The sequence below is a fragment of the Hymenobacter antarcticus genome (genome assembly GCF_039539545.1).
Lineage (GTDB): Bacteria > Bacteroidota > Bacteroidia > Cytophagales > Hymenobacteraceae > Hymenobacter > Hymenobacter antarcticus.
Window position 1 is genome coordinate 1 of sequence record NZ_BAABDI010000047.1, and the last position, 24,100, is coordinate 24,100.

The window sequence follows — 24,100 nt, forward strand, 5'->3', positions numbered from 1 at the left end:
AACGGCCCCACCTGGCCCTGAATTACTTAACCCCCAATCAAGTCCATTTGCAAGGAAAAAGCCCCGCCGGAAAATCCGAGCAGGGCCCTTGCCTTATTCCTGTCAACATATAGCCGGACGAGACAGTTTCATCCCTCAGAGCAGCGCGTCGAGACTACGCCGGGCATTGTTTACCGGCCCCAGCTTCTGGTAGTTGGTTGGGGTGAGGCCCGTCACCTGCCGGAACTGATTGGAGAAATGCGCCAGGCTGCTGTAGCCCAGCTCCTGGGCTATCTGGCTGGCATTGAGCTCGCCGTAGCTGAGCAGCTCCTTGGCCCGCTCCACCTTCTGCCGAATAACGAACTTCTCAATCGTGAGGCCTTCCTCGACCGAAAACAGGTGGCTCAGGTAATGATAGTCGCGCTCCAGGTGCTGCACCAGGTAATCGGATATTTTTTGCGGTGGGCCGTCGGCCGGGGTGTAGTGCACCAGCTCCACCAGCAGCGTTTTCATGCGCTCCACCAGCTGGTTCCGGGCGTCCTCCAGCAGCTCAAACCCGGCCGCTCGCAACGTCGTCCGAATGGGCCCCAAATCCGGCAGCTCCTTGCCCGTCATTTTAATCTCGACCCGGCCCAGCTCCACCCGGCCCAGCCGCAGGCCCAGGGCCGTGAGGTCTTCCGTGACCACGCGGATGCACTGGGGGCACACCATGTTCTTGACGTGTAGCAGGTGCGAAGTAGTAATGGCTTTGGGCATAGTGAATAGGGCGAAGGGACGAGGGCGTGCCGACAGGCGCACTTATTTAACCACCAGGCTGCCGCGCAGCATGCCCATACCGCAGGTGAAATCGAACTTGCCCGCCTCCTGGGGCAGCAGTTCCACCAGCGTAGTTTTAAACGCGGGTAAGTCGCGCCGGATGTTGAAATCCGGCATGAGCAGCTCTTCGGAACAGCTGTTTTCTTCGTCGCGGTAGAAGCTGAGCTGCACGGGCTTGCCGCGCTCTACCTCGATGACGTCGGGCGAGTAGCCGCCCTTCACCGTGATGCTGACTTCCTGCACGCCCCCCGACGAGGATACGGCGCTGGCCGTTTGGCGGGCCGAGAAGAAAAAGTACCACAGCACGAAGGCACTCAGCCCCAGGCCAGCCACGGTAACGATGATTTCGGGAGTGTCCATTTTGGAGTTAAAAGTTAAAGGTGAAGAGTTAACTCTACTTTGGTAAGTCATAACCGGCTGCTTGCAGCGGCTTCCAATACCGCTATTTTCACCGCGGAAGACGCAAAAGGTTTCGTAGAAGAACGGCCTCTGCGTTCCTTATGCGACTCTTCTGCGTTTTCTGCGGTGAAAACACGCTAACCTGCCAAAGTAGAGTTAAAAGCAAGCGCGAAAAAAGACGGATAAACGGGGTTGCCTTTTATCTTCTTCGCTTTTAACTTTTAACTGAGAAGCTCCGTAGCCGCAGCGAGTTGGTGAGCACCGACACCGAGCTCAGCGCCATGGCACCGGCGGCAATCATGGGCGAGAGCAGCCAGCCGAAGAACGGATAGAGCAGCCCCGCCGCGATGGGAATGCCCAGCACGTTGTAGATGAAGGCGAAAAACAAGTTCTGCTTGATGGTGCGGATGGTGGCCTTGGATAGCGCGATGGCGGTGACCACCCCGTTCAAATCCGAGCTCATGAGCGTGATGCCGGCTGCTTCCATGGCCACGTCGGTGCCACCGCCCATGGCCAGGCCAATATCGGCCTGCGCCAGCGCCGGGGCATCGTTGATGCCATCGCCCACCATGGCCACGGTGCGGCCCTCGGCCTGCAGCTCCTTCACCTTGCCGGCCTTATCCTGGGGCAGCACCTCGGCGAAGTACCGGGTGATGCCCACCTGCCCGGCCACCTGGGCGGCAGTTTGCGGGTTGTCGCCGGTCATCATCACTACTTCGATGCCCAGGGCCTGCAGCTTCCTGATGGCGGCGGCCGATGTTTCGCGCACCGTGTCGGCCACGCCCAGCACGGCCACGGCCTGCCCGGCCACGGCCACGTAAAGCACCGTTTTGGCCGCGCCCAGCAGGGTGTCGGCTTGCTGGCGCAATGCGGGGGCCAGGCTGATGCCGGCTTCGTCGAGCAGGCGGAAGTTGCCGATGAGCACGGCCTGCCCGTCGACCGTGGCCCGGGCCCCTTTGCCTTCCACGGCCTGAAACCCACTCGCGACAACGGCCGGCGCTGCCTGCGCGTCGGCGTAGCGCACCACGGCCTCGGCCAGCGGGTGCTCGCTCTGCCGCTCCACGGCGGCTATGAGCGGCAGGAGCCGCGCCGGGTCCTGCCCTTCGGCGGGCACGAAGTCGGTCACGGCCGGCTCGCCGCGGGTGATGGTGCCGGTTTTGTCGAGCAGCACAGTCGTTACCTGGTAGGCTTTTTCCAGGGCCTCGGCGTTGCGAATCAGCACGCCATGCTCGGCCCCTTTGCCGGTACTCACCATGATGGCCGTGGGCGTGGCCAGCCCCAGCGCGCAGGGGCAGGCAATGATGAGCACGGCCACGAAGTTGACCAGGGCCAGCGGCAGCCGCGCTTCCACCGGGGCCAAATCAAACCAAAGCACGAAGGTGAGAATGGCGATGACCACCACCGTGGGCACAAACACGGCGCTGACCTTATCGGCCAGCCGCTGAATGGGGGCGCGGCTGCCCTGGGCGTCTTCCACCAGCTTCACAATTTGCGCCAGCATCGTGTCGGCCCCCACTTTCGTGACGCGAAAGCGGAAGGAGCCGGTTTTGTTGAGCGTGGCCCCGAACACCGGGTCGCCCGTTTTTTTCTCCACCGGCAGGCTCTCGCCGGTGAGCATGGCCTCGTCCACGGCCGAGTGGCCTTCCTCAATGAGGCCGTCGGTGGCCACCTTTTCGCCGGGGCGCACCAGCACCAGGTCGCCGAGCTGCACCTGCTCGATGGGCACGTCCACTTCCTCCGTGCCGCGCACCACGCGGGCCGTTTTGGCCTGCAGGCCCAGCAGGGCTTTCATGGCGGCCGAAGTCTGCGTTTTGGCGCGCAGCTCCAGCACCTTGCCTACCAGAATGAGGGCAATGATGGTGGCCGTGGTGTCGTAGTAGACTTCCGGCATGATACCGCGACTAAGGAAGAAGCCGGGCACCACCGTCGTCGCCAGGCTGTAGAGGAAGGCCGCGCCGGTGCCCACGGCAATCAGCGTGTCCATGTTGGCCGACCGGTGCCGGAAGCCGTTCCAGGCCGAGGTGTAGAACTCCCGGCCGCTGTAGAGCAGCACGGGCAGCGTGAGCAGGAGCAGCACGTAGTTGAACCACGTCATGTTGATGCGCGCCATCGCGGCGGGCCACAGCATGAGCATGCTCAGGGGCATGACGACGGCGGCCAGCCCGGCCGCGACCCAGAGGCGGCGCTTGAGGCTGCGGTAGGCGGCCGCTTTCTGGCGGTCGATTTCGGCGCTGCGCTCGGCGGCGCTGGTGTCCGGCGCGGCCGGTGCCACCACGCCGTAGCCCGCCCCAACCACGGCCTGTGTCAGGCTGGCTGGGGTGGCCTGGCCCGGCTCGTACTCCACGGTGGCGCGCTCGGTGGCGAAGTTGACCAGGGCGCTTCTGACGCCCGGCGCCCGGCTCAGCGACTTCTCCACGGCCGACGCGCACGAGGCGCAGGTCATGCCCTCAATGTCGAGTGTGGCCGTGGCCGTGGGCCGTGGCGCTGCGGCGGGGGGCGGGGGCGGGGCCAGCAGGGTGGCAGCCGCCGGGGCCCCGTGGTGGGCCTGCGCCGCGGCAGACACAGGCCCGGCCGCGACCAGCGTAGCGGCCGCCGTGTATTGGGCCGGGGCCGCGTCGAACTTGCCTTTGCAGGTAGCCGAGCAAAACACGAATTCTTCGCCCTGGTAGTGGGAGCGGTGCGGGGCGGTAGCCGCATCTACCGGCATGCCGCAAACAACATCTGATTGGTTCATAGCTAAAAGGGCGGGTCAGGACCAGCTCGGTTATTTCTCCACAAAGCAACGACCAACGCTGGCCGGTGGCAGTACGGGATTCAGCCAAAGGCTTGCATAATTTGGCCGGGCCGGGCACCCGCACGTCAGTGCGGCCGCAGGGATGGCACCGGGGGCCGGCGCGTTTACCAAAACCGCCTGCCTACAGCAGTTTCTGAGGCAGTGTACATTTTTTTAAACAGTTAAAAGTTGAGAGTTAAAAGTTAAAACCCACTACGTCTGATTTTTAATTTTTAACTCTCAACTTTTAACTCTGTACATGGACTCGGAAACTGCTCTAGTAAAGCCGGCGGGCTGGCAGCTGGCAGCTAAGTACAGACCGGAAAGCACTATTCCTTCGGATACCATTTGGGCTTACCGCAACGGCGGCACGGTGGTTTTGTATAATCCTGGCGGCGGCTTACACAATTTGAGGCGAAGGGCGGCCCCGATGCGGCATGGATGGGAGAGGGAGAGCTGAAAAACCGGTCCTGTACTTTATATAATTCAGCTTAATTATTTCAAAACTTTGGTCACCATCCGGCCAATTGCCCGCACACCCTTTATTCGCTTATTTCGTCTAATCCCAACAAAAAAGAACTTTGTCGGGACTTCTGGATGCGTTGAGCCGGACACCGGCGAAGCCCCGCGCGTTTGCTGTACTGAACAAGCTTTCTACTTTTGTCGTTGGAACTGCACCAATCCCATGTTCATCCTAACTGCTTTTGCGCGACGCCTGACGGCGATGACCTTCCTGGTCGTCTTCCTCAACGTGACCGTGGGGCAGTGTTTGTGCGCGGTGGCGGGCCCGCAAGCCAGGGCCACCGCGGCTACTGCGGCCGCTCCGCCCGCGCACCCTGGCTGCCCCGGCCATGCGGCCTCCAAGCCGGTGGCCCCGGCTGCCCACACGCAACACGACCAGGCCGGGAACCCGGACCACCACCACGACAGCCCGCAGAAGCCCGGTTCTCACGACTGCTGCAAGGACAAGTCGGCCTCGGTGCTGGCCGGGCTCAGTGCCCCGTCCGTCCACAAGCTGGCCCCGGACGCGCCCCTGTGGCTAACTACGTCCCTGGTCCTGAACTACGGATTTGCCCGGTTTACGACTTGGGACCGTACCCGTTCGGTGCTGCTGGTGCCGCCGCAGCACCTGCCCCCTAAAATACCCGACATCCGCATTTACATTCAGTCGCTGACTGTCTGATTGCTTCGACGCGCCCAGGGCTCGCGCCGGCATAGCTCCGCTATGACCGGGGCGGGCCTTTGCGTTTGTCCGTTGGCCCGGTCCCGGCCGGCCCCCTTTCCCTTCTTCCTGGTTTTTCCGCCCCCACAATGAAGAGCTGTTGCGAAGCAGGCGGCGGCCCGCCGCCTGCTTTCCTCCCTCCTCATATGCCATGCTGGCGGCCGCGTCGGGCTGCGTGCGCTGGCCCCACTGGTGGGCCCAAGCCCCTGGCCGGACCGCTGCGGGCCGTGCTTCCCTTACTCCATTTCTGTTTTTTTATGAACCGCATTCACGTTTCCCTGCTGGCCCTGGTCAGCTCCTTCGCCGTCCTCAGCTGCTCTTCCGATTCGGCCAGCAGCGCCACCAACACGGTGACTACGCCCACCACCGCGGCCACCGACAGCACGGCCGGCCACGCGGCTGGCGGGCACACCTACGCCTGCCCCATGCACCCCGAGGTGACCAGCACCAAGGACGGCGAGAAGTGCCCCAAATGCGGCATGAACCTCGTGCACAACGACCAGGTGGCCAATGGCAAAGCCTACCAAATGAAATTCGAGCCCAAGCCCATGCAGCTGGTGGCCGGCCAGCCCGTCACGCTCACCTACACGCCCCAGGAAACCGGCAACGAGGCCGCCCCGGTGCCGCTGGCGGTGGTGCACGAGAAGAAAATCCACCTCATTATCGTGCGGAAAGACCTATCGGCCTTCTACCACGAGCATCCCGAATTCACCGCCGACGGCAACTACAAAGTGCCGTTCACTTTTGCGAAAGGCGGGGAGTACGTGCTTTTTCAGGACTACACGCCGGCCGGTAGCGGGCACCAGCTGGGCCGCCAGGTGGTGGCGGTGCAGGGGGCCAAGTACGCGCAGGTGAAGTTCAAGAACGACGACATGACCTGGGAACAGGACGGCTACGCGGCCACGCTCGCCTTCGACAAGCCCCTGATGACGGGCCAGCTGCTGGGCATGAAAATCAACCTCACGAAGGGCGGCCAGCCTATCACCGACCTCGATAATTACCTCGGCGCGCTGGGCCACGTGGTGGTCATCAGCGAAGACACCGAGCGCTACCTGCACGTACACCCCAACGACCAGGCCGACAAAGGCCCCACCATTGGCTTCAATACGAACTTCGAAAAGCCCGGCCTTTACCGGGTGTTCCTGCAGTTCAACCACGCGGGCACCATTCATACCGGCAACTTTACCATCAATGTGAAGCCTACGGCAGCCGGCTAGGCGCGGGCGTTACGTCGGCTACTGCTTCACCTCACCTCACCCTAACCAAACCACATGAAAAAGTCCGCTTTTTTCCTCGCCGCCCTCTGCTCGGGCACGCTTTTGCTGGCCAGCTGCAACTCCGACAAGGCCGCTGATACTACGGCCACCGGCACCGACACGAACACCATGGCCATGGATTCTTCCGCCTCCGGCAACATGGCCGGTATGGACCACGCCAACATGGGCAATGGCGCGGCCGGCGAGTCATCCCTGCTGGCGTCGATGAACGGCATGATGAGCCGGATGGACGCCATGAAAATGAAGGGCAACACCGACCACGACTTCGCCCACATGATGCTGGAGCACCACAAGGGCGCCGTGGCCATGGCCGACCTGGAGCTGCGCGACGGCAAGGACGCTACCATGCGCCGGATGGCCGAGCAAATCAAGGCCGACCAGCTCCGGGAAATTACGGCGCTGGAAGCTGCCGCTACCCGCCTCGACGCCGCCCCCACCAACTACCAGCCCACCAACGCGGCCGACCCCTTCACCAGCAAAATGAAGGCTTCGATGGCCGGCATGATGCAGAATATGCCCAAGATGGTGGCCGACCCAGACATGAACTTCAACATGCTGATGACGGTGCACCACCAGAGCGCCGTGGACATGGCCAAAGCCGAGCTGGCCCATGGCAAGGACACCAGGCTCAAGGAAATGGCCCAGCGGATGGTGGACGCCCAGCAGAAGGAAATTGCTGCTTTCAAGGACTGGCACAACCAGAACGCCGATAAGATGAAAATGTAAGCCGGGCCGCTCTCCGCCCCGGGCGGGGAGCTTCGGCCCCGGCTTTTCCCACAAACCACCCTTTTTTCACTACCCTTTTTTTCATTTCCCCCACACGCATGAAATTCTCCCTGATTCTCGCCGCCGCCTTTGCCGCTGCTTCCTTCTCGGCGCAAGCCCAGCACACCCACAAGCCCGGCACGGCCGCCCACGGCCACAAGGCCGCCGGCGAAACCCACGCCCACGGTGCCCCCCACGGCGGCGTGGTGCGCACGGCGGGTGCCTACCACCTCGAGCTGGTGCAGCAAGCCGGCGCGGTGCGCGTGTACCTGCTCGACGGCAAGGAAGCCACGATGGCCACCACCGGCACCACCGGCTCGGTGATGCTGCTGACCACGGCCGGCAAAACCAGCACCGTAACCCTGACGCCCGCTGGCGACCACCTCGTGGCCCAGGTTCCCGCTGGCACCACGGTGCGCACGGCCATCGTCAGCCTGAAAGCCGGGGGTAAGTCGCTGTCGGCCCGGTTTGAAAAGCTGGACGCGGCCGCCAAAACCAGCAAGGCCACTGCGGCCGCCTACACCTGCCCCATGAACTGCGAAGGCAGCGCCAGCAACAAGCCCGGCAGCTGCCCCAAGTGCGGCATGGCGCTGGTGAAAAAATCCTGATTTGAGGCCGCGACCGACCCGGCAAGCAGCCGGGCCGGTCGCGGTCCTACTGCCCCGGGCAAATGCCGGAATGGACACGGTTACGGGCCATTAGCGCAGTTTTGACATTCATGTACGGAGTTAAAAGCTGAGAGTTAAAAGTTAAAATACACTGCATCTGCTTTTTAACTCTCAACTTTTAACTCTGTACACTAGCCTGAGAACCGCTCTAAAGGGGGGCTGACCAGCAACTACTTTTTTAAATGAACGAGACTCCAATCATGTGGCGACACTACGGCTTGCTGCTGGCACTGCTGCTGCTGATGACCGGCCCGGTACTGGCCCAGCAAATGGTCATTCGCCTCGACAGCGCCGAGCGCCACGCCCTGCGGCTCCACCCGCGCCTGCGTCAGTCGGCCCAGGAAATCGAGGAGCAGCGGGCACTCAAGCGCGGCAGCTTTGCTCCTGCCAACCCGGATTTTCTCTTTTCGGCCCCCACGGGCGAGCGGTGGGCGCCGGGCGTGGTTCAAACCATCGACCTGCCGAACGTGTACCGCCGCCAGATTCGGCAGGCGCAGGCGGGCCTCACGCTGGCCGAGCGCGGGCTGGACGTGAACCGGGCCACCGTGCGCCGCGATGTGCGCCGGGCCTACCTGCTGCTGCAGGTGAGCGAGGCCCGGGTGCGGCAGCTCACTTACCAGGACAGCTTGTTTCAAGTCTTGCAAACCGCCACCAACCGCCTGTTTGCGGCCGGTGAAGTCACCTCGCTCCAACGCATCAGCACCGAGGCCGAAGCCCGGCAGGTGCGCAACCAGCTGGAGCAGGCCACCGTGGACCGGCGCGCGGCCCAGCGGCGGTTGGGGCTGCTGCTCGGCCAGCCCGATGCCGACCTGCGGGCCGATACCGACCTGCGCCAGACCGGCCCCGAGCTGGCCCGCACCGGCGCCGAATTGCTCCGGTCGCTGCCCGCGCAGGACAGCGCCGCCGTGGCCCTGAGCCCGACGCTGGCCTACTACAGCCAAAAAGTGGCCCTTAGCCAATCCGGCATCAGTTTGGTGCGGGCCCGGCGCACCCCGGCCCTCACGGTGGGCTATCAGAACCAGGCCTTTGAAAACTCCGCGCTCCGGTACCGTTTTCAGTTTGGCGTGTCGTTACCCGTCTGGTTCTGGACCTACCGCGCGCAGCTGCAGGCGGCCACGGCCCGCGGCCAGGCGGCCGGCTACCAGCTCCAGGACCAGCGCCTGGAGCTGAGCACCCTCTACGAGCAGGCGCTGGCCGATACGCGCAAATTTGCCGCCTCGCTCGCTTATTATGAGCAGACGGGTATGCCGCAGTCGCGGGCCATTATCAGCCAGTCGCAGCGCTTGTTCCGGGCCGGCGAAATCAGCTACCTCGTGCTTATCCAGAGCCTGAACCAGGCCTTTACCATCCAGAATACCTACCTGACCACCATCCGGGACTACCGGCAGGCCCTCATTGAGCTTAACTACCTGCGGGGTGAATAACATGAAACAACTCCTGATTTTGTTGCTCGGCCTGCTCCTGACGGGAACGGCCCGGGCCCACGGCGGCGAAGACCACGGCGACGGGGCCAAATCCGGCACCGCGGCCGGTGCCACCTCGTTTTCGGTGGCGGCGCTGTCGGAGCAGTTTGAGGTGCTGCTGCGCTACGAGCCGCTGGAAAAAGGCCAGCCCGCCGACCTGCGCCTGTTCCTGTCGGACTACGCCACCAACGCGCCCATCAAGGGCGCTAAGCTCACGCTCACCAACCCTGAAGACGCCTCCCTGAAGTGGGCCGTGACCGAGCAGGAGCCCGGCGTGTACCTGGTGGAAGGGCAGTTTCCGGCCAACAAGCCCTACAGCTTCGCGGTCAACGTCGTGGCCGGGGAGCGGGCTGATTTGCTGCTGCTCGAAGGCATCGAGGTCGGTAAAAAGCTGCCGGTGGCGGCCGGCCCCACGGCGGCCGCGCCGTCCCTTTTTGGCTCCTGGAAAACCATTCTGGCCCTGGTGGGGGCCTTCGCCCTCGGCATCATCCTCACGGTGCTGCTCCTGCGCCGCCGCCGGCCGCAGGTGCCCCAGGCGTCCGAATCTGCCCTGACGGCCAGCCGCCGCTCCCCTTTTCCTTAAGTTGTCAGGCAGTAGTTGTCAGTTGTTAGCCACTAGGTAAAATCCTGGTTAACAAATGACAATGAGCAACTAACAACCCGTTTACTTCTGCGCAAGCACTTAAGCCCGCGATACACATGAAAACCACACACAAGCTGCTCGCGGCCACGGCCGCCGCCGGCCTCGTTCTGACGGTGCTGCTGCCGCCCCCCGCCGCCGTATTGGCCCACGGCGGGGAAGACCACGGCGGCGAGGCCAAGGCCAGCACCGGCGTGGCCCTGACCGATGCCGTGGCCCTGCCCAAGGAAAGCCAGTTCCTGTTCGGGGTGCGCACGGCCCTGGCCGGGTACTCTGGCACCTACAACCGCGCCACGCTCTACGGCACCGTATCGGCGGCCGCCGGGGGTGAGGGGCGCGTGGTGGTGCCCCAGGCCGGGCGCATCGTGCGCCTCACGGCGCGAGTCGGCCAGCAGGTCCGGGCCGGGCAGGCGCTGGCCGTGGTGGAGCAAACGCTCGACGCTACCCAGCAAATCGACCTCAGTACCGGGCGGGCCAACGCCCAGGCCGAGCTGCGCGCCGCCCGGCAGGACTACGCCCGCCTGCAAAGCATCGCCGACATTGCCGCCCGCAAGGACGTGGTGGCCGCCGAGCTGCGCCTGCGTCAGGCCCGCCAGAACGCCGGCATCCAGAACGGGCAGGCCAGCCAGCGCCGCGTCACCATCACCTCGCCCGTGAGCGGCACCGTGGACGTGTTCAGCCTGGCCGTGGGCCAGCAGGTGAGCCAGGGCGACGAGCTGTTCCGGGTCATCAACCCCGGCAAGCTGCGCGTGACGGCCGACGTGTTTGCCCAGGATTTGGAGAAAATCACGCCCGGCGCGCAGTTCCGCATCGAAGGCTTGCAGGGCCAGGCGGCCAGCTCCGCGGCCCGGCTGGTGGTGTTTTCCAACGTGGTGAACCCCGTGAACCAGGCCCGCCAGCTCATTCTGGAGCTGGACGGCGCGGCCACTACCGCCTTCCGGGCCGGCCAGGCCGTGAACGTGCGGGTGGTGGGCCAGGCGGCCGGCGGCACCAAGCAGCTGGTGGTGCCCACTTCCGCCCTCACCGACCTGAGCGGCAAACCGGTCATTTTCGTGCACACCGACCCCGAAACCTTCGCCATCCGCTACGTGCAGCCCGGCCCGGCCAACGGCGCCCAGACCGTGCTGCTCGGCGGCACCGTGAACGAAAACGACCGGGTCGTGACCGTGGGTACTTACCAACTCAAGTCCATTTACCTCAACCAATAATCGCCTTCAACCACTGCCTCCCATGAAAAACCCTGCTGCTTTTACCGTCCTGGCCACCGTGCTGGGCCTGGTGTCGACCACCGCCCGGGCCCAGGCCCCCGCCGCGTCGCGGGCGGAGGAAGCGGCCGTGAAAAACGTGCTGCGCCAGTATCAGCAAGCCATCGAGAAGCTGGATACCACCGGCACCAGCCGCTTGTTTGTGGCCAGCTCGCAGGTGGTTGAGTCGGGTGGGGTGGAGGGCACCTACCACCACTACGCCGCTCACCACCTCGGCCCCGAGTTGAGCGAGTTCAGTGCCTTCACCTTCAGCGACTACAAGGCTGCGGTGCAGGTGGACGGCCCCTACGCCTTTGCCACCGAAACCTACACCTACACCATTGGGCTGAAAAAAGACGCCAAAACGCCCATCGTGCGCCGGGGCGTGGCTACGTCGGTGCTGCGCAAAAATGCCGCCGGCCAGTGGCAGTTCCTGAGCACGCACTCGTCGGCCCGCGCGCCCCGGCCCAAAAAATAACCCGGACGCCGTCCCTACTGCCGAACAGCCGATTCGGCGGCTACCATCCTCTGTTGTTGACCGATGCTTGATAAAATCATTCGCTTTGCCCTGCAAAACCGGCTGTTGATGCTGGCCTTTGCCGCGGGCCTGCTCATTGCCGGCACTTACACCGCCCGGCAGCTGCCCGTGGACGTGCTGCCCGACCTGGACCGGCCCCGCGTGACGGTGTTCCTCGAAGCCCCCGGCATGGCCCCCGAGGAAGTGGAGGCCCTGGTGACCCTGCCCGTGGAAACGGCCCTGAACGGGGCCACCGGCGTGGCGGCGGTGCGCTCCAACTCGGCTATCGGCCTGGGCCTGGTGTTCGTGGAGTTCGACTACGGCACCGATATTTTCACGGCCCGCCAGATTGTGGCCGAGAAGCTGCAAACCGTGGGCGAGCAGCTGCCCGCCGGCATCACGCCGGTGCTGGGTCCGATTTCGTCCGTCATGGGCCAGATTATGCTGGTGGGCATGTCTGTTTCAGTTAAAAATGAAGAATTAAAAATTAAAAATGAGACGTTAAATCCTGCCAGTCAGTCTGCCATCGTCACGGCCGATTCAGCACTCAACCCTCAAAATTCAACCCTTAAAACTTCTGCCGCCGACCTGCGCACGCTGGCCAACTACACCGTGCGCCAGCGCCTGCTCAGCATCCCCGGCGTGGCTCAGGTCATTCCCATCGGCGGCGACAACCTGCAGTACCAGGTGCTGCTCGATATGCCGCGCCTGAATGCCGTGGGCCTGACCGTGACGCAGGTGGAAGATGCCCTGCGCCGCTCCAACCTGAACACCACCGGCAACTTCTTCGACCGCAACGGCTCGGAGGTACTCATTCGCAACCTGGGCCGGCTGCGCTCGGTGGCCGATATTGAGCGCATCATCGTGGGCTACCGCGAAGGCTCGCCCATCACCGTGAAGCAGGTGGCTAAAGTGGATTTTGGGGCCCGCTTCAAGCGCGGCGACGGCAGCGTGAACGGCCGGCCCGCCGTGATTCTCAGCATCGAGAAGCAGCCCGGCGCGGCCACCGTGGGCCTCACCGAAGCCGTGGAAAAGGCCTTGGTCGAGCTCAAGCCCTCGCTACCGAAGGATGTGCAGCTCAACACCCGCCTGTTCAAGCAGGCCGACTTTATCGAGTCCTCGATTACCAACGTGGAGGAGGCCCTGCGCGACGGGGCCATTCTGGTGGTTATCGTGCTGTTTGCCTTTTTGCTAAATGTGCGTACCACGTTTATCTCGCTGGTGGCCATCCCGTTGTCGCTGCTGGTTACGGCGCTGGTGTTCAAAGCGGCGGGCATTTCGATTAATACCATGACGCTGGGCGGGCTGGCCATTGCCGTCGGCGAACTGGTGGACGACGCCATCGTGGACGTGGAAAACGTGTTCCGGCGGCTGCGCGAAAACCAGCACCTGCCCCGGCCCAAGCCGGCCCTGCAAGTCATTTACGCGGCCAGCTCGGAGGTGCGCAACTCCATCGTGTACGCCACCATCATCGTGGTGCTGGTGTTTTTGCCGCTGTTCGCGTTGGAAGGCATGGAGGGCCGCATTTTCGCGCCCCTGGGCATTGCCTACATCACGAGCATCGTGGCCTCGCTGTTCGTGTCGCTCACCGTCACGCCGGTGCTCTGCTACTACCTGCTGCCCCGCATGAAGCAGATTCGGGAGGCGGAAAAGGAAGGCGGGCTCATTCGCTGGCTCAAGCGCAAGGACACCAGCGTGCTCACCTGGGGCCTGGCGCATCCCAAGCTGGTGCTGAGCGTGACCGGCCTGCTGTTTGCGGGTGCCGTGGCGCTGGTGCCCTTCTTCGGTACTGAGTTTCTGCCGCCCTTCAACGAAGGCTCGCTCACCGTCAACTTCTCGGCCCCGGCCGGCACCTCGCTCACCGAATCGAACAAGCTCGGCACGCTGGGCGAGCAGCAGATGCTCAAGATTCCGGAAGTGGCCTACACCGCCCGTCGCACCGGCCGCGCCGAGCTCGACGAGCACGCCGAATCGGTGAACAACTCCGAAATCGAGGTGGCCTTCAAAACGGAGGAGGAGCTGAAGCAGCAGGGCATTGAGCCCCGCGGCCGCGACGAGATTCTGGCCGACCTGCGCCAGCGCATGAGCCTGATTACGGGCGTGAACGTGAACATCGGCCAACCCATTTCCCACCGCCTCGACCACCTGCTGTCGGGCGTGCGGGCCCAGGTCGCCATCAAAGTCTTCGGCAACGATTTGCTGGAGCTGCGCCGCTACGCCAACCAGGTGCGCGCCGCCGCCGCCGAAGTGCCCGGCGTGGTAGACCTGCAGGTGGAAAAACAAGTACAGATTCCGCAGCTGCTGGTGCGCCCCCGCGACGAAGCCCTCCGCGCCTACGGCCTGGAGCGGGGCCAGGTGGTAGCCACCCTCCAAACCCTGTTTCAGGGCGAGGTGGTGTCGCAGATGCTCGACGGGCAGAAGCGCTTCGACCTGATTGTGAAGCTGCCCGAAAACCAGCGCTCCGACGTGGCCTCCATTTCCAGCACGCGCATCGAAACCCCGTCCGGGGCCCTGATTCCGGTGAGCGAGGTGGCCGACGTGAGCTACGAGCCCGGCCCGAACACCGTGAACCACGAAAACACCCAGCGCCGCATCAGCATCAGCATGAACGTGGCCGACCGGGATTTGGGCTCGACCGTGAAGGAGGTGCAGGCCCGCATCGCGCAGCGGGTGCAGCTGCCGCCGGGCTACTACCTCACCTACGGCGGGCAGTTCGAGAGCCAGCAGTCGGCTTCGCAGAAGATTCTGTGGCTGAGCCTGTTTTCGCTGGCCGGCATCTTCCTGGTACTCTTCTCGCACTTTAAGTCGGCGCTGATGGTGGGGCAGATTATGCTCAACATTCCGCTGGCCCTCATTGGCTCGGTGGTGGCGGTGCTGCTCACGGGCGGCACGTTCAGCATTGCCTCGCTGGTGGGCTTCATCACGCTCACCGGCATTGCCTCGCGCAACGGCATCATGATGATTTCGCACTACATCCACCTGGTGGAGCACGAGGGCGAGAAGTTTGGAATCCCCATGATTATTCGCGGCTCGCTGGAACGCCTGGTGCCGGTGCTGATGACGGCCCTGGTGGCGGCGCTGGCCCTGGTGCCGCTCACCCTGGCCAAGGATGCGCCGGGTAAGGAAATCCTCTATCCCGTGGCCACGGTCATCCTCGGCGGCCTGCTCTCGTCCACTTTCCTCGACATTATCGTGACGCCGGTGGTGTTTTGGCTGGTGGGCGAACGCGCCCTGGTCCAGTACCAGCGCGGCCACGGCGAAGTCAGCCTCGACGCCCACCCACAGGAGCTGGATGCGGCCCCGCTCACCCCGCCCGCCGACCAGAACACGGTGCGCCCCGCCCTCTGATGATGCAGCCCGTCATCCTGCATCCGCGAGTGCCGGGCCTCGGGGCCTGGCTGTGTGGCCGGCCGGCATGGCGGCGGGCCTGGCTGGTGCTGTGCACCACGCGCCTGCGGGCCGTGGGCTTTCGGCTGGTCGTGGCCCCCAATTTCCCGCACTGTGTGCAACTACAGCAGTTTCCAAGTCCATGTATAGCGTTAAAAGTTGAGAGTTAAAAGTTAAAAATCATGCGTAGTGGGTTTTAACTTTTAACTCTCAACTTTTAACTGTTTTAAAAAATGTACACTGACTCGGAAACTGCTCTAAGCGCGTGGCGGCCATGAGCGAGCACGACCTGCCTGCGCCGCCGCCGCCATCGGGCCCTGGCATCCCCAACACAGTGCTCTGCATCAAGCATATGGTGTGCGTGCGGGCCGTGCGCGTGGTGCGGCAGGAGCTGGCCGGCCTCGGCCTGACGGTAGTTGAGGTGGGGCTGGGGTGGGCCACCGTGGCGCAGATGCCGCACCAGGTGGACTGGCCTCGCCTGCGGGAAACGCTGCACGCGGCCCGCTTTGCCCTCTTGGAAGACCCGCGGTACCGCCTGGCCGAACAGGCCGGTGAGCTCGTCGACCACCTGCTGCGCACCCAGCCCCAAACCCTGCGGCACGCCTTTTCCGTCACCCTTTCGAAGTTGTTGGGAGTGGGCTACCCGCAGCTGAGCGCGGCCTTTTCGCTGGCCACCGGGGGCACGCTGGAGCACTACCTGGTGAGCCGCCGGCTGGCCCTGGCCCGGGAGCTGCTCGAAACCACCCCGCTCACGGTAAATGCTATTGCGCGGCACCTGGGCTACAGCAGCCTGGCCCACCTGTCGGGGCAGTTTCGGCAAGCCACGGGCTGCTCGCCGAGCCAGTACCGCCAGCGTTGCGGCGCATCGGACGGCCACGGAGCGGGGGCTGAGCCGCTGACGAAGCCGGGCAGCCAAACGGCAATTTGACAAACAATACCGGTCATTTTATAAAACCGGGGGCCAGTGGAAGGGGTAAACCCAGACAGCTTATCGGTCTCCTGTTGCATATCCAATGACGGCGGCCGGGGGCTACTTGTTTCTCCCATTCCGTTCACTTCCAATCCACTTTCCCATGCACGCTCAAAACAAATCCCTGCTCGACGCCCTCAACGCCTGCATCGCCGCCTGCGAACATTGCGCCACCGCCTGCCTGCAGGAAGACGACGTGAAGATGATGACCCGCTGTATCAGCCTGGACCGGGACTGCGCCGACATCTGCGCCCTTACCGCCCGCTTCGTAGCCCGCGGCTCCGAGCACGCCGCCCACCTGCTGCGCGAGTGCGCGGAAATCTGCAAAGCCTGCGGCGACGAGTGCGAGCAGCACGCGGCCCACATGGCCCATTGCAAGGAGTGCGCCGAGGCGTGCCGCCGCTGCGAGCAGGCCTGTCGCCAGGGGGCGAGCGTAGCCGCTTAAGAGCACCATTTCTTGTGTTTTATGATAAAGCCCGGTCGTTCAACGGCTGGGCTTTGTTGTTTTTATGCCCCAATTTCAGTAGGGTACAGTGCGTGCTGAAAACCCCGCGCACCCGGTTCAACCTTGGTTTGTACGACAGCTTTCGGTAAAGCTGCAAACATATTTCCGGACGGGACATAGTCAACTATTTATCGACCAACTAACAACCGACAACTAACGACTTATTTCTTGTCAATCAAGCGCATACCGGCCTGCCCCACGGCACGCAGCTCAGCCCAACCCCGAATTTGATGAAGATGCCCCGGCTAAGCGCGGGGCGGCTGCGGCCCAAAACCGGCCCGAAACAGCACGTAAAGCCCGGCCACGGGCAGCGGGCTCACTACAAAATCCAGAATGTGCCGGCTTAGCCGATAGGCCCAGACGACATTGCCAGCCAGCTTGGCGGCCACCACCATGGCCACGTACACGACCAGCGTGGCAAGGTAGAGGCGCAGGGCCAGGTGCCATTGCGCCCCGGTGGGCAGCAGCAGGCGCAGCAGCAGCAGGCAAATGCCCAGGTACAGGGCCGCGTAGGTGGCCACCGCCGGCAGCAGCCGCTTCGTGACGCCGCCACTCACGCCCTGCTGCACGGCCCGCACCTGCTGGCCCAGGCCAGCCGCCGCTAGCAGGCGCTGCCACAGGCTGGTCAGCAACGCGTGGATGACCTCATCATACACGCCAATCAGAAACAGGGCGGCTAGCAGGGCCCCCACCAGTACCCAACGACTAAGCCCGGTGAGACGGTGGGTTGGGGCGGGAAAAGTTCTGGAAGTAGCCGGCATGGGTAGAACAGGAAATCGGGCTGCGGGCAGCTAGTAGGGCTTCACCGCCAAACGCCGCGCCCACAGCATCCACAGTCCAAATATGCAGGCGTACACCACGAAGGTGAACGTGTAGTGGTGGTTGAAATCGACGGACTGATGCGCGTAGTGATGGTTGAGGGCCAGCGCGGCCACCCGCAGCACGTTCAGCACCCAGATGATGACCATGCCGAACGGAATAAACCACAGCTTGCGCTGCCAGGGGCCCGGAAATGCCAGCACGAAACCGCCAAACAAGGCATAGAGCACCAGCCCGTTGCAGGGCGCGCCCACCACCACGGACGGCTGCCCATCCATCATTACCAGAGTGGGAATGGTGGGGCTGACGCCCGCCGCGAACCCTGCCAGCCGCAGCACAAACACCCCGGCCTGCGTCAGGTGCCGACACAGCGCGGCGTCGAGCCGGCCATCGAGGGCCAGCCATTGCTCGTAGCCAAAAAACCAGACCAGGTACATGGCAGTCGCCACCAGAAGGAAGCGCACTAAAAGGCGGTTGCCGGAGGGTGCCGCGCCAGCGGGAGCAGTAGTTTGCATAAGCCAGGGAACGAGGATACAAAGCTGCAAAAAAAGACGGCTATTCCGCATCGGAACGCCGTCTTTTTTGCTGGCTGTATTTTGGGTTGAAGCTAAACTTTTTTGCGACGGTTCTTCAGGTGCTTGATGCCATAAGCCACGCCACCGGCCAGCAGCAGCGAGATACCACCATCAAGCGGCACATCGGTGGGGCCGGCGGGGGTGCCGGGGCCGGGGCCGCCACTACCGGGCTGAGCTAAAACTGTTTCGCTCATCGCGAGGAGTAGTAAAAGCGCTGGAAATAAACGGTTTAGAAAAAATGAATTCATACGTGAAACCGAAAAAGGGTGAAATGAAACCGAATATAGTGTATTGAAATACTGGCGGGTGGGTGACCAGGGACCCGGCCGGCAATTGTCGGCCGGGTCGAAGCTAATCAAAAGAACACCTGTCTATTGTATTATTCTACAACTACGCTTTTGCTGAGTACTTGGTTTTCAGCTTGCAGGCGAAGCATGTAAACACCTTTGGCCAGGGGCTGGGTACTGAAATCCGCCGTGGCACCGGCTGCCGTCAGGCCGATGATGCGGGTGAGCACTACCTGGCCCAGCACGTTCAGCAGCGTGGCCTGCACCTGGTACTGGCCAGCCAGCGGCGGCAGCAGCACCGTGAAATGGCCGTGCGCCGGATTGGGGTAAACGCTGACCGTAGCCGCCGTGAGGCCGGCGCGGGTGGCCGTAACGTTGGCCGCGCGGAACACCACGCTGAAGCGCCCGCTGCCCGCCGTGGCCGTGGCCAGCGTGAACGAGTAGCGGGTGCCCGGCAGCAGCAGCTGCTGGGTGCCGGTGAGGGCATCGCGCAGGTACACCGTAGCAGTGCCGAAGTTGGTGAGCCCGGCTACGTCAAAGCCGAAACTGCCGCCCTGGGGCACGCGCAGGGCAAGGGGAACCACCACATCAGCAGTGCCCGGCAGGGGCAGGCCGTTGATGGCCAGTTGTGTGGTGCCATTGAGCGAGGCCAGGTCCAGCCCGGCCGGGTTGGCCAGTTTCACGGCATCGTACTGAGCATCGACCCCGGCCGTAGCGCCGGCTTCCTGGTAGAGGAAGGTATCGTCCGTCAGGCCCGCGCCGGTCAGCTGCAGGTGCAGCTGAGGGCGGGTATCGGCGGTGCCGCGCCCAAAGGCGGGCTCTGCTCCGAAAGCGGTGATGCGGTTAATGTTGGTCAGGTTCACGGAACCGGTGGAGCTAGGAGTGGAGACGCGGGCGAAGTAGCCCGAGCCGGCCACAATCAGCGGCGAGCCGCCCACGCCATTGTCGTAGGTGCGGTAGGTGCCGGCGTACTGGCCGGTGCTCTGGTACACGTACATGGCTCCGTCCATGCCGGGGCGCTGGGCGGTTGTTACCGTGCTCCAGTCCAGGGGGCTGGGGTAGGGGTTGCCCAGCAGCTGCCAGCCGGCCTGGGCATCGGTGCCGCGGCCGAGGCTGCCGGAGTTCTGGGCCGCGTTGTTGAACGTGCCCACGAAGTCGATGGGTGTGGCCGTGGCCGGGGCGTTCACGGTGTAGCCTCTGGTGGGCTGCATCACGTCGCTGGCGCTGGCGGGCGAGAACCAGCCCTTATCAAACGGCCCGTAGGTGGAAGTCACCGTGCCAACGCGGTTCTGGTCGTAGCCAAACACCGTGGGGAAGGGCGTGACGAGGCTGGGCGTAGCGCTGCTGTTGTAGGCCGGGTTGAAGGTGGGCGAGAAGCCGGCCGTATTCAGGTCGGCGAGCGTGGTGCTGGCTACCGGCGAGCTGAAGTGGCGGTAGGCCGGGCCGGTCACGGCATTGGTCACGGCGCGCTGCATGGTGCCGGTGCCGGTCACGACGCCGCCGGTGTTATCGACCAGCGCGGTACCCGTGGCCGACGAAAGCAGCGTGAACGACTGGCCGCCGGTGGCGAGGTTGCCGCTTTGCAGCCGTGCTACCTGCCCAATGCTCACGCCCTGGCTCAGGGTGAGGCCGGTGGCGTTGTTCACGGTCAGGTTGCGCACGCTGGCGGGCAGGCCGGAGCCCGTTACCTGCGCGGCAGTGCCGTTGTAGGTGTAGGAGGCATCCGAGGCAAAGGTGCGGGTACCCGCCAGTTGGATGGCTCCGGTAGCGCCGGTGGCGGCAATGCCGGCCGGGTCACAGATGCGCAGCTCGGCCCCGGTTTGCAGGGCAAAGCTGCCCGAACCCGTCAGGGCCTGGCAGTTGGTAATCAGCAGGCCGCCCGCCTGCACCTGCACCGCGCCGGTCGCCGACGTAGCGCCGCTGAGGGTGAGGGTACCGCCGTTCTGCACCGTGATGTTGTTGTAAGGACCGGTAGCCGTCACGTTCTGGCCGCTGGTCACCGTCAGGTTCTGCGGAGCAGGAGTGGCGGTGGTGAAGGTGGTGGTGACGGGCGAGGAAGTAGCGCCGGCGGCGCAGTTGCTCACGATGCTCACGGTGTAGGCCGTGGCCGGCGTCAGGCCGGTCAGGGCCACGGGCGAGGCCGTGGGGTTGGGCGAAACGGTGGTAGCCGTGCCGCCGGCCGGGGTGTAAGTCACCACGTAGCTCGTGGCCGAAGCCGAAGCCGTGAATGTCACGTTGGCTGAAGTCGTGGTGATGGTGTTCGTGGCCAGCGCCGTGGGGGCATTGCAGGGCGGCGCGGCGCAGGTCAGGCTCAGGCTGAAGGCTCCGGTGTTGCCGGCGCCAAAGCGCTGGACCATGAAGTAGTAGGTGGTGCCGGCCGTGCTGGGGAAGGTGACGGTGGAGGCCAGCGTGTTGGCGCAGCTGCCGTCGTCGTCGTTGCTGCCCACGCAGGTCAGGGTCCCGCAGGCACCAGCATACACGAAGAGCTTGGTGTCGATGGCGGTGGCGGCCCCGCAGGTGCTGACCGTGACGATGTCACCCGTGCCGGTGAAGGCATAGAACACGCCGGCCGAGGCCGAGGGGGTATTGCTGCTGCAGCTGGCCGTGGGGTCGCCGGTGGTGGTGGCCCCATTGGTGGTGCCGGTCACGGTCTGCCCGCAAGCCAGGGCAATGGCCCCGCTGCACAGGTCGTTGGCCGGGGTCGGAAACAGAGTGGTGAAGCTAGTGGTGGCGGCGGTGGAAGTCGTCGAGCTGGCCGAGCAGTTGCCCGTCACGCTCACGGCGTAGGTGGTGTTGGGTGTCAGGCCGGTCAGGGCCACGGGCGAGGCCGTGGGGGCGGGCGTGACGGTGGTCGTGGCCCCGCCGCTGGGCGTGTAGGTCACGGTGTAGCTCGTGTTGCCCGTGCCGGCCGTGAAGCTCAGGCTGGCTGAGGTGGCGGTAATGCTGCCGGCCGTAAGCGCCGTGACCGGCGGGCAGGAAGGCGGGGCCACGCAGGTGAGGCTCAGGCCGAAATCGACGGTGCCGTTATAGGCCTGCACGAAGAGGTAGTATTGGGTGCCCGCCACGCTGGGGAAGGTGACCGTCGATGCCGCGCCGTTGGTGCCGCAGCCGGCAGCATCGTCGTTGCCGCCCACGCAGGTGAAGGTGCCGCAGGTGCCCGAGTACACGAACAGCTGCGTGTCGCCCGTGGTGGCCGTGGGGCCCGAGCAGGTGCTGGCCGTCACGATGTCGCCCGTGCCCATGAAGGCGTAGAACACGCCGGGCGCGGCACGGACGGTCGTCGCCGTGCAGGTGCCCGTGGGGCTGCCGGTGGTGGTGGCTCCGTTGGTGGTGCCGGTCACGGTCTGCCCGCAGGCCAGGGCGATGGCCCCGCTGCACAGGTCGTTAGCCGGAGCCGGGAAGAGCGTCGTGAAGCTCGTGCTGTTGGCGGCCGAGGTCGAGCCCCCGCCGCAGTTGGTCACCACGCTCACGGTGTAGGTCGTGCCGCTCATCAGGCCGGTCAGGGCGATGGGCGAAGCCGTGGGTGTTGGGCTCACCGTCACGGGCGAGCCGCCGGCGGCCGTGTAGGTCACCGTGTAGTTGGTGGCACCCGTTGCCGCCGTAAAGGTGACATCGGCCGAGGTCAATGTCACGTTAGTCGTCGACAGCGATGTCACGACCGGGCACGACACATAGGCAACCCTCAGCGCGTCTACCCCAAGGTCGTCATTCCCAAAGTCGCTCGTGGCCCGCAGGCGGATAACCGACGTGGCGGTGGCTCCGGTGAGTGGCACATTATAGCGGGTCCAGGCAGCGCTCACGACTTGCGTAAACAGCGGTGGTCCGAACGTGAGCCCCCCGTCGGTGCTCAGGAGCACCTCCAGCTTGTCGGCTCCCGTGGGGTTGATGTAGTCGAAGCTGAGCGTAGGCGTACCCGTGCCCCCGCTCACGTTGGCGTACAGGTCGAGCAGGCCCTGGGTGCCCGTGTTTGCTCCGTACGTATGAAAACGGGCCGAGTGAGCCCCAGTGGTAAAGACCGGGCTAAAGTCGCCGTTAGGCAGAAAGCGCCAGGCAGCTGTCGTGCCCTGGTCGTCGCGGCGCCACGAGTTATCGCCCGTGAGGGGCGTGTTCTTCCAGTTGTTGCCGGGTGCTTCAGCGTTGCCACAGCGGCTAATCCAGGTTTCAAAGTCCTCCGTAAAGGGCAGCGCGGCATAGCTTGGCGCGCCGAACACCGTCACCGTAACGGGCGTGGAAGTAGCCGACTGCCCCGAGCATGTTACCACAGCCTGGAAGGTGGTCGTCGTCGTCAGCGTAGTCGAATAGGAGTTGCTGGTCGCCCCACTGATGTTGGTAAAAGTACCCGCCGGGCCGGTGGTCGACTGCTGCCACTGGTAGGTGAGGCCCGTGCCCGTGCTGCTGCCCGAGAGTGAAAGCGCTACCGCCAATGGGCTGCACCCATTCGCGACGCTGGCCACCGCGCTACCCGCCGTAGGCGGGGCCGTGCAGGCGGGCGGCGGCGTAGCTATCAGCTGAAGCGTGGGCCGCCGGCTGCCGTAGCTGGTGCTGCTATTGTTCGTCGTCACGGCGCTGGCATCGGTCAGCGCAGCGCTGCTCGCGGTGCCTGCTCCCAGGTTGGGCGCGTCGTTGGTGATGAAATTGACGGCAGCGGTAGCTGTTCCACTCTTTACCCAGTCGTTCATAACCAGCAAGTTGCCGCCCGTGTAGGTGAAGGCTGTCGTGTTCGCTACGGCGAAGTAGGTGCCCGCCGCGCCGGTCACGTTCTGGGTGCTGGACGTGTACGTGATGGTGGTGCCCGTCTTGAGGGTTCCCCAGGCGGTCCCGTCCACAATGCTACTTAGTGAGGTGTTGCCTAGGCGCACCTCAAAAAAATTATTACTCCCTGTTACTGTAGCGGCATCCGCTTTTAGCCAGCCCAGGTTGGTGATGAGCGCGCCGGGCGAAATTCCCGCCGCGCTCAGTTCAGCAGCCGTGTAGATGTAGGCAAAGCGTGAGTAGTTGAACGCAGACCCGGCCGACGAGCGGTAAATGGGGCCTTTGTAGAAGGTGCTGGTGGCCGGGGCCACTGCGGGCACGGTTGTCGAGCCGATGGTCACCGTTTGGCCCCGCACCCCGAAAGCGCCGAGCAGCAGCATCAGCAGCGTAACGAAGCGCCCCAGCCGGGCCACGGGCCCGGCCATGCGGAAGCGGGGACCGGCAGGACCCTGCGGCCGGCGGTTTCCCTGAAAAGAGAGTAGCGTTTTTAGCATACAAAAAAAATTAAGGGGGTAAATGTGAAAAAAGCAGGTATCAACCAGTTTGCCTTAATGGCCAGCCCGTTTCCCGGAGCCGGGGTAGACGGGCCGGCGCAGACAACGCCGAAACCGCAGAGTTGGTAAGCAAGATATATGTATTTTAATTAAGTCGCTAAAATGGCCCGGTTCTCTGCCGGGCTAAACATAAGAAAATAAATAATTAGATTTTTAGTGGCTAAAACCTTGTTGATAACGCTTGATTTTCAAGCCCATTACCTCCTCAGGCGGCTTCAGCTGCTGCAAAAACAGCATACCATTCATGAATGGGTTTGCCCAGAGCTGTACAGCGCTTCCTCACCAAGTTTTGCACATCACTGATTCCAGTGGCTGAAGTAACTTTTTATTTCATTGGGGAGCGGCTCGGGCGCAAAAACCTTAGCTAACCCAAGTTGCGGAGTAGTTGGAGAGCACAAAAAAAGTCTGCTCGGCAGAGCAGAAGTAGGTTTGAGGTCTCTAACCGCCTCATTCCTACTTTCCCCATGCGCGAACAGACCGTTGCAATG

General features: G+C 63.9%; 19 protein-coding genes. 12 read left to right on the plus strand and 7 right to left on the minus strand.

What is annotated here, in order from left to right:
- Nucleotides 1–135: 135 nt before the first annotated feature.
- The 3 genes from ABD819_RS20500 to ABD819_RS20510 form a co-directional block, all read right to left on the minus strand.
- Nucleotides 136–735, minus strand: coding sequence for a helix-turn-helix domain-containing protein (locus ABD819_RS20500; protein WP_345127394.1), 600 nt, complete (start codon nucleotides 733–735; stop codon nucleotides 136–138).
- A 42-nt stretch (nucleotides 736–777) separates the two neighbouring features.
- On the minus strand, nucleotides 778–1,155 hold the full coding sequence (locus ABD819_RS20505; RefSeq protein WP_345127396.1) for a cupredoxin domain-containing protein: 378 nt from the start codon (nucleotides 1,153–1,155) through the stop codon (nucleotides 778–780).
- Between the two features lie 253 nt (nucleotides 1,156–1,408).
- Nucleotides 1,409–3,928: a heavy metal translocating P-type ATPase gene (locus ABD819_RS20510; protein WP_345127398.1), complete on the minus strand. Its 2,520-nt coding sequence runs from the start codon at nucleotides 3,926–3,928 to the stop codon at nucleotides 1,409–1,411.
- Between the two features lie 724 nt (nucleotides 3,929–4,652).
- Between ABD819_RS20510 and ABD819_RS20515 the strand changes: the two genes are divergently transcribed.
- The 12 genes from ABD819_RS20515 to ABD819_RS20570 all read left to right on the plus strand — a co-directional run bounded on the left by ABD819_RS20515 (nucleotide 4,653) and on the right by ABD819_RS20570 (nucleotide 16,565).
- Nucleotides 4,653–5,150: a hypothetical protein gene (locus ABD819_RS20515; RefSeq protein ID WP_345127401.1), complete on the plus strand. Its 498-nt coding sequence runs from the start codon at nucleotides 4,653–4,655 to the stop codon at nucleotides 5,148–5,150.
- 296 nt (nucleotides 5,151–5,446) lie between these two features.
- The gene (locus ABD819_RS20520; RefSeq protein ID WP_345127403.1) at nucleotides 5,447–6,406 is read left to right on the plus strand and encodes a heavy metal-binding domain-containing protein; all 960 of its coding nucleotides are present in this window, start codon (nucleotides 5,447–5,449) and stop codon (nucleotides 6,404–6,406) included.
- Nucleotides 6,407–6,460: 54 nt separating this feature from the next.
- Nucleotides 6,461–7,192 carry a DUF305 domain-containing protein gene (locus tag ABD819_RS20525; RefSeq protein WP_345127406.1) on the plus strand — a complete coding sequence of 244 codons (732 nt, stop codon included), beginning with the start codon at nucleotides 6,461–6,463 and terminating at the stop codon, nucleotides 7,190–7,192.
- Nucleotides 7,193–7,290: 98 nt separating this feature from the next.
- Complete coding sequence (locus tag ABD819_RS20530) at nucleotides 7,291–7,839, plus strand: heavy metal-binding domain-containing protein (protein WP_345127407.1); 549 nt, start codon at nucleotides 7,291–7,293, stop codon at nucleotides 7,837–7,839.
- 242 nt (nucleotides 7,840–8,081) lie between these two features.
- On the plus strand, nucleotides 8,082–9,323 hold the full coding sequence (locus tag ABD819_RS20535; RefSeq protein ID WP_345127408.1) for a TolC family protein: 1,242 nt from the start codon (nucleotides 8,082–8,084) through the stop codon (nucleotides 9,321–9,323).
- A 1-nt stretch (nucleotide 9,324) separates the two neighbouring features.
- Nucleotides 9,325–9,945 (plus strand): hypothetical protein, encoded by a 621-nt coding sequence (locus tag ABD819_RS20540; protein WP_345127409.1) that lies wholly within the window; start codon nucleotides 9,325–9,327, stop codon nucleotides 9,943–9,945.
- A gap of 116 nt (nucleotides 9,946–10,061) precedes the next feature.
- Nucleotides 10,062–11,210, plus strand: a complete 1,149-nt coding sequence (locus ABD819_RS20545) for an efflux RND transporter periplasmic adaptor subunit (protein WP_345127411.1) — start codon at nucleotides 10,062–10,064, stop codon at nucleotides 11,208–11,210.
- A 22-nt stretch (nucleotides 11,211–11,232) separates the two neighbouring features.
- Entirely contained in the window at nucleotides 11,233–11,724 is a 492-nt protein-coding gene (locus ABD819_RS20550) for a YybH family protein (protein WP_345127412.1), read from the plus strand.
- Between the two features lie 63 nt (nucleotides 11,725–11,787).
- Complete coding sequence (locus ABD819_RS20555) at nucleotides 11,788–15,111, plus strand: efflux RND transporter permease subunit (RefSeq protein WP_345127414.1); 3,324 nt, start codon at nucleotides 11,788–11,790, stop codon at nucleotides 15,109–15,111.
- Nucleotides 15,111–15,320: a hypothetical protein gene (locus tag ABD819_RS20560; RefSeq protein WP_345127416.1), complete on the plus strand. Its 210-nt coding sequence runs from the start codon at nucleotides 15,111–15,113 to the stop codon at nucleotides 15,318–15,320. The genes ABD819_RS20555 and ABD819_RS20560 overlap by 1 nt, the downstream gene beginning before the upstream one ends.
- 104 nt (nucleotides 15,321–15,424) lie before the next feature.
- Nucleotides 15,425–16,078, plus strand: a complete 654-nt coding sequence (locus ABD819_RS20565) for a helix-turn-helix domain-containing protein (protein WP_345127419.1) — start codon at nucleotides 15,425–15,427, stop codon at nucleotides 16,076–16,078.
- Between the two features lie 145 nt (nucleotides 16,079–16,223).
- Nucleotides 16,224–16,565: a four-helix bundle copper-binding protein gene (locus ABD819_RS20570; RefSeq protein ID WP_345127422.1), complete on the plus strand. Its 342-nt coding sequence runs from the start codon at nucleotides 16,224–16,226 to the stop codon at nucleotides 16,563–16,565.
- Nucleotides 16,566–16,870: 305 nt separating this feature from the next.
- Here ABD819_RS20570 and ABD819_RS20575 read toward each other — a convergent pair whose 3' ends face one another.
- The 4 genes from ABD819_RS20575 to ABD819_RS20590 all read right to left on the minus strand — a co-directional run bounded on the left by ABD819_RS20575 (nucleotide 16,871) and on the right by ABD819_RS20590 (nucleotide 23,552).
- The gene (locus ABD819_RS20575; protein WP_345127424.1) at nucleotides 16,871–17,386 is read right to left on the minus strand and encodes an XrtX-associated membrane protein; all 516 of its coding nucleotides are present in this window, start codon (nucleotides 17,384–17,386) and stop codon (nucleotides 16,871–16,873) included.
- Nucleotides 17,387–17,416: 30 nt separating this feature from the next.
- Nucleotides 17,417–17,959 (minus strand): exosortase X, encoded by a 543-nt coding sequence (gene xrtX, locus ABD819_RS20580; protein WP_345127427.1) that lies wholly within the window; start codon nucleotides 17,957–17,959, stop codon nucleotides 17,417–17,419.
- A 92-nt stretch (nucleotides 17,960–18,051) separates the two neighbouring features.
- The gene (locus tag ABD819_RS20585) at nucleotides 18,052–18,213 is read right to left on the minus strand and encodes a PID-CTERM protein-sorting domain-containing protein (RefSeq protein ID WP_345127429.1); all 162 of its coding nucleotides are present in this window, start codon (nucleotides 18,211–18,213) and stop codon (nucleotides 18,052–18,054) included.
- Between the two features lie 185 nt (nucleotides 18,214–18,398).
- Nucleotides 18,399–23,552 (minus strand): T9SS type A sorting domain-containing protein, encoded by a 5,154-nt coding sequence (locus ABD819_RS20590; protein WP_345127431.1) that lies wholly within the window; start codon nucleotides 23,550–23,552, stop codon nucleotides 18,399–18,401.
- Between the last annotated feature and the right edge of the window lie 548 nt (nucleotides 23,553–24,100).

What these genes read in the sequence shown, in the direction of transcription:
- ABD819_RS20565 (WP_345127419.1), top strand. Translation starts at nt 15,425, where the DNA reads ATGAGCGAGCACGACCTGCCTGCGCCGCCGCCGCCATCGGGCCCTGGC.
- ABD819_RS20585 (WP_345127429.1), bottom strand. Translation starts at nt 18,213, where the DNA reads ATGAGCGAAACAGTTTTAGCTCAGCCCGGTAGTGGCGGCCCCGGCCCC.
- ABD819_RS20510 (WP_345127398.1), bottom strand. Translation starts at nt 3,928, where the DNA reads ATGAACCAATCAGATGTTGTTTGCGGCATGCCGGTAGATGCGGCTACC.
- ABD819_RS20570 (WP_345127422.1), top strand. Translation starts at nt 16,224, where the DNA reads ATGCACGCTCAAAACAAATCCCTGCTCGACGCCCTCAACGCCTGCATC.
- ABD819_RS20505 (WP_345127396.1), bottom strand. Translation starts at nt 1,155, where the DNA reads ATGGACACTCCCGAAATCATCGTTACCGTGGCTGGCCTGGGGCTGAGT.
- ABD819_RS20525 (WP_345127406.1), top strand. Translation starts at nt 6,461, where the DNA reads ATGAAAAAGTCCGCTTTTTTCCTCGCCGCCCTCTGCTCGGGCACGCTT.
- ABD819_RS20575 (WP_345127424.1), bottom strand. Translation starts at nt 17,386, where the DNA reads ATGCCGGCTACTTCCAGAACTTTTCCCGCCCCAACCCACCGTCTCACC.
- ABD819_RS20520 (WP_345127403.1), top strand. Translation starts at nt 5,447, where the DNA reads ATGAACCGCATTCACGTTTCCCTGCTGGCCCTGGTCAGCTCCTTCGCC.
- ABD819_RS20535 (WP_345127408.1), top strand. Translation starts at nt 8,082, where the DNA reads ATGAACGAGACTCCAATCATGTGGCGACACTACGGCTTGCTGCTGGCA.
- ABD819_RS20550 (WP_345127412.1), top strand. Translation starts at nt 11,233, where the DNA reads ATGAAAAACCCTGCTGCTTTTACCGTCCTGGCCACCGTGCTGGGCCTG.
- ABD819_RS20515 (WP_345127401.1), top strand. Translation starts at nt 4,653, where the DNA reads ATGTTCATCCTAACTGCTTTTGCGCGACGCCTGACGGCGATGACCTTC.
- ABD819_RS20540 (WP_345127409.1), top strand. Translation starts at nt 9,325, where the DNA reads ATGAAACAACTCCTGATTTTGTTGCTCGGCCTGCTCCTGACGGGAACG.
- ABD819_RS20560 (WP_345127416.1), top strand. Translation starts at nt 15,111, where the DNA reads ATGATGCAGCCCGTCATCCTGCATCCGCGAGTGCCGGGCCTCGGGGCC.
- ABD819_RS20500 (WP_345127394.1), bottom strand. Translation starts at nt 735, where the DNA reads ATGCCCAAAGCCATTACTACTTCGCACCTGCTACACGTCAAGAACATG.
- ABD819_RS20590 (WP_345127431.1), bottom strand. Translation starts at nt 23,552, where the DNA reads ATGCTAAAAACGCTACTCTCTTTTCAGGGAAACCGCCGGCCGCAGGGT.
- ABD819_RS20530 (WP_345127407.1), top strand. Translation starts at nt 7,291, where the DNA reads ATGAAATTCTCCCTGATTCTCGCCGCCGCCTTTGCCGCTGCTTCCTTC.
- ABD819_RS20555 (WP_345127414.1), top strand. Translation starts at nt 11,788, where the DNA reads ATGCTTGATAAAATCATTCGCTTTGCCCTGCAAAACCGGCTGTTGATG.
- xrtX (WP_345127427.1), bottom strand. Translation starts at nt 17,959, where the DNA reads ATGCAAACTACTGCTCCCGCTGGCGCGGCACCCTCCGGCAACCGCCTT.
- ABD819_RS20545 (WP_345127411.1), top strand. Translation starts at nt 10,062, where the DNA reads ATGAAAACCACACACAAGCTGCTCGCGGCCACGGCCGCCGCCGGCCTC.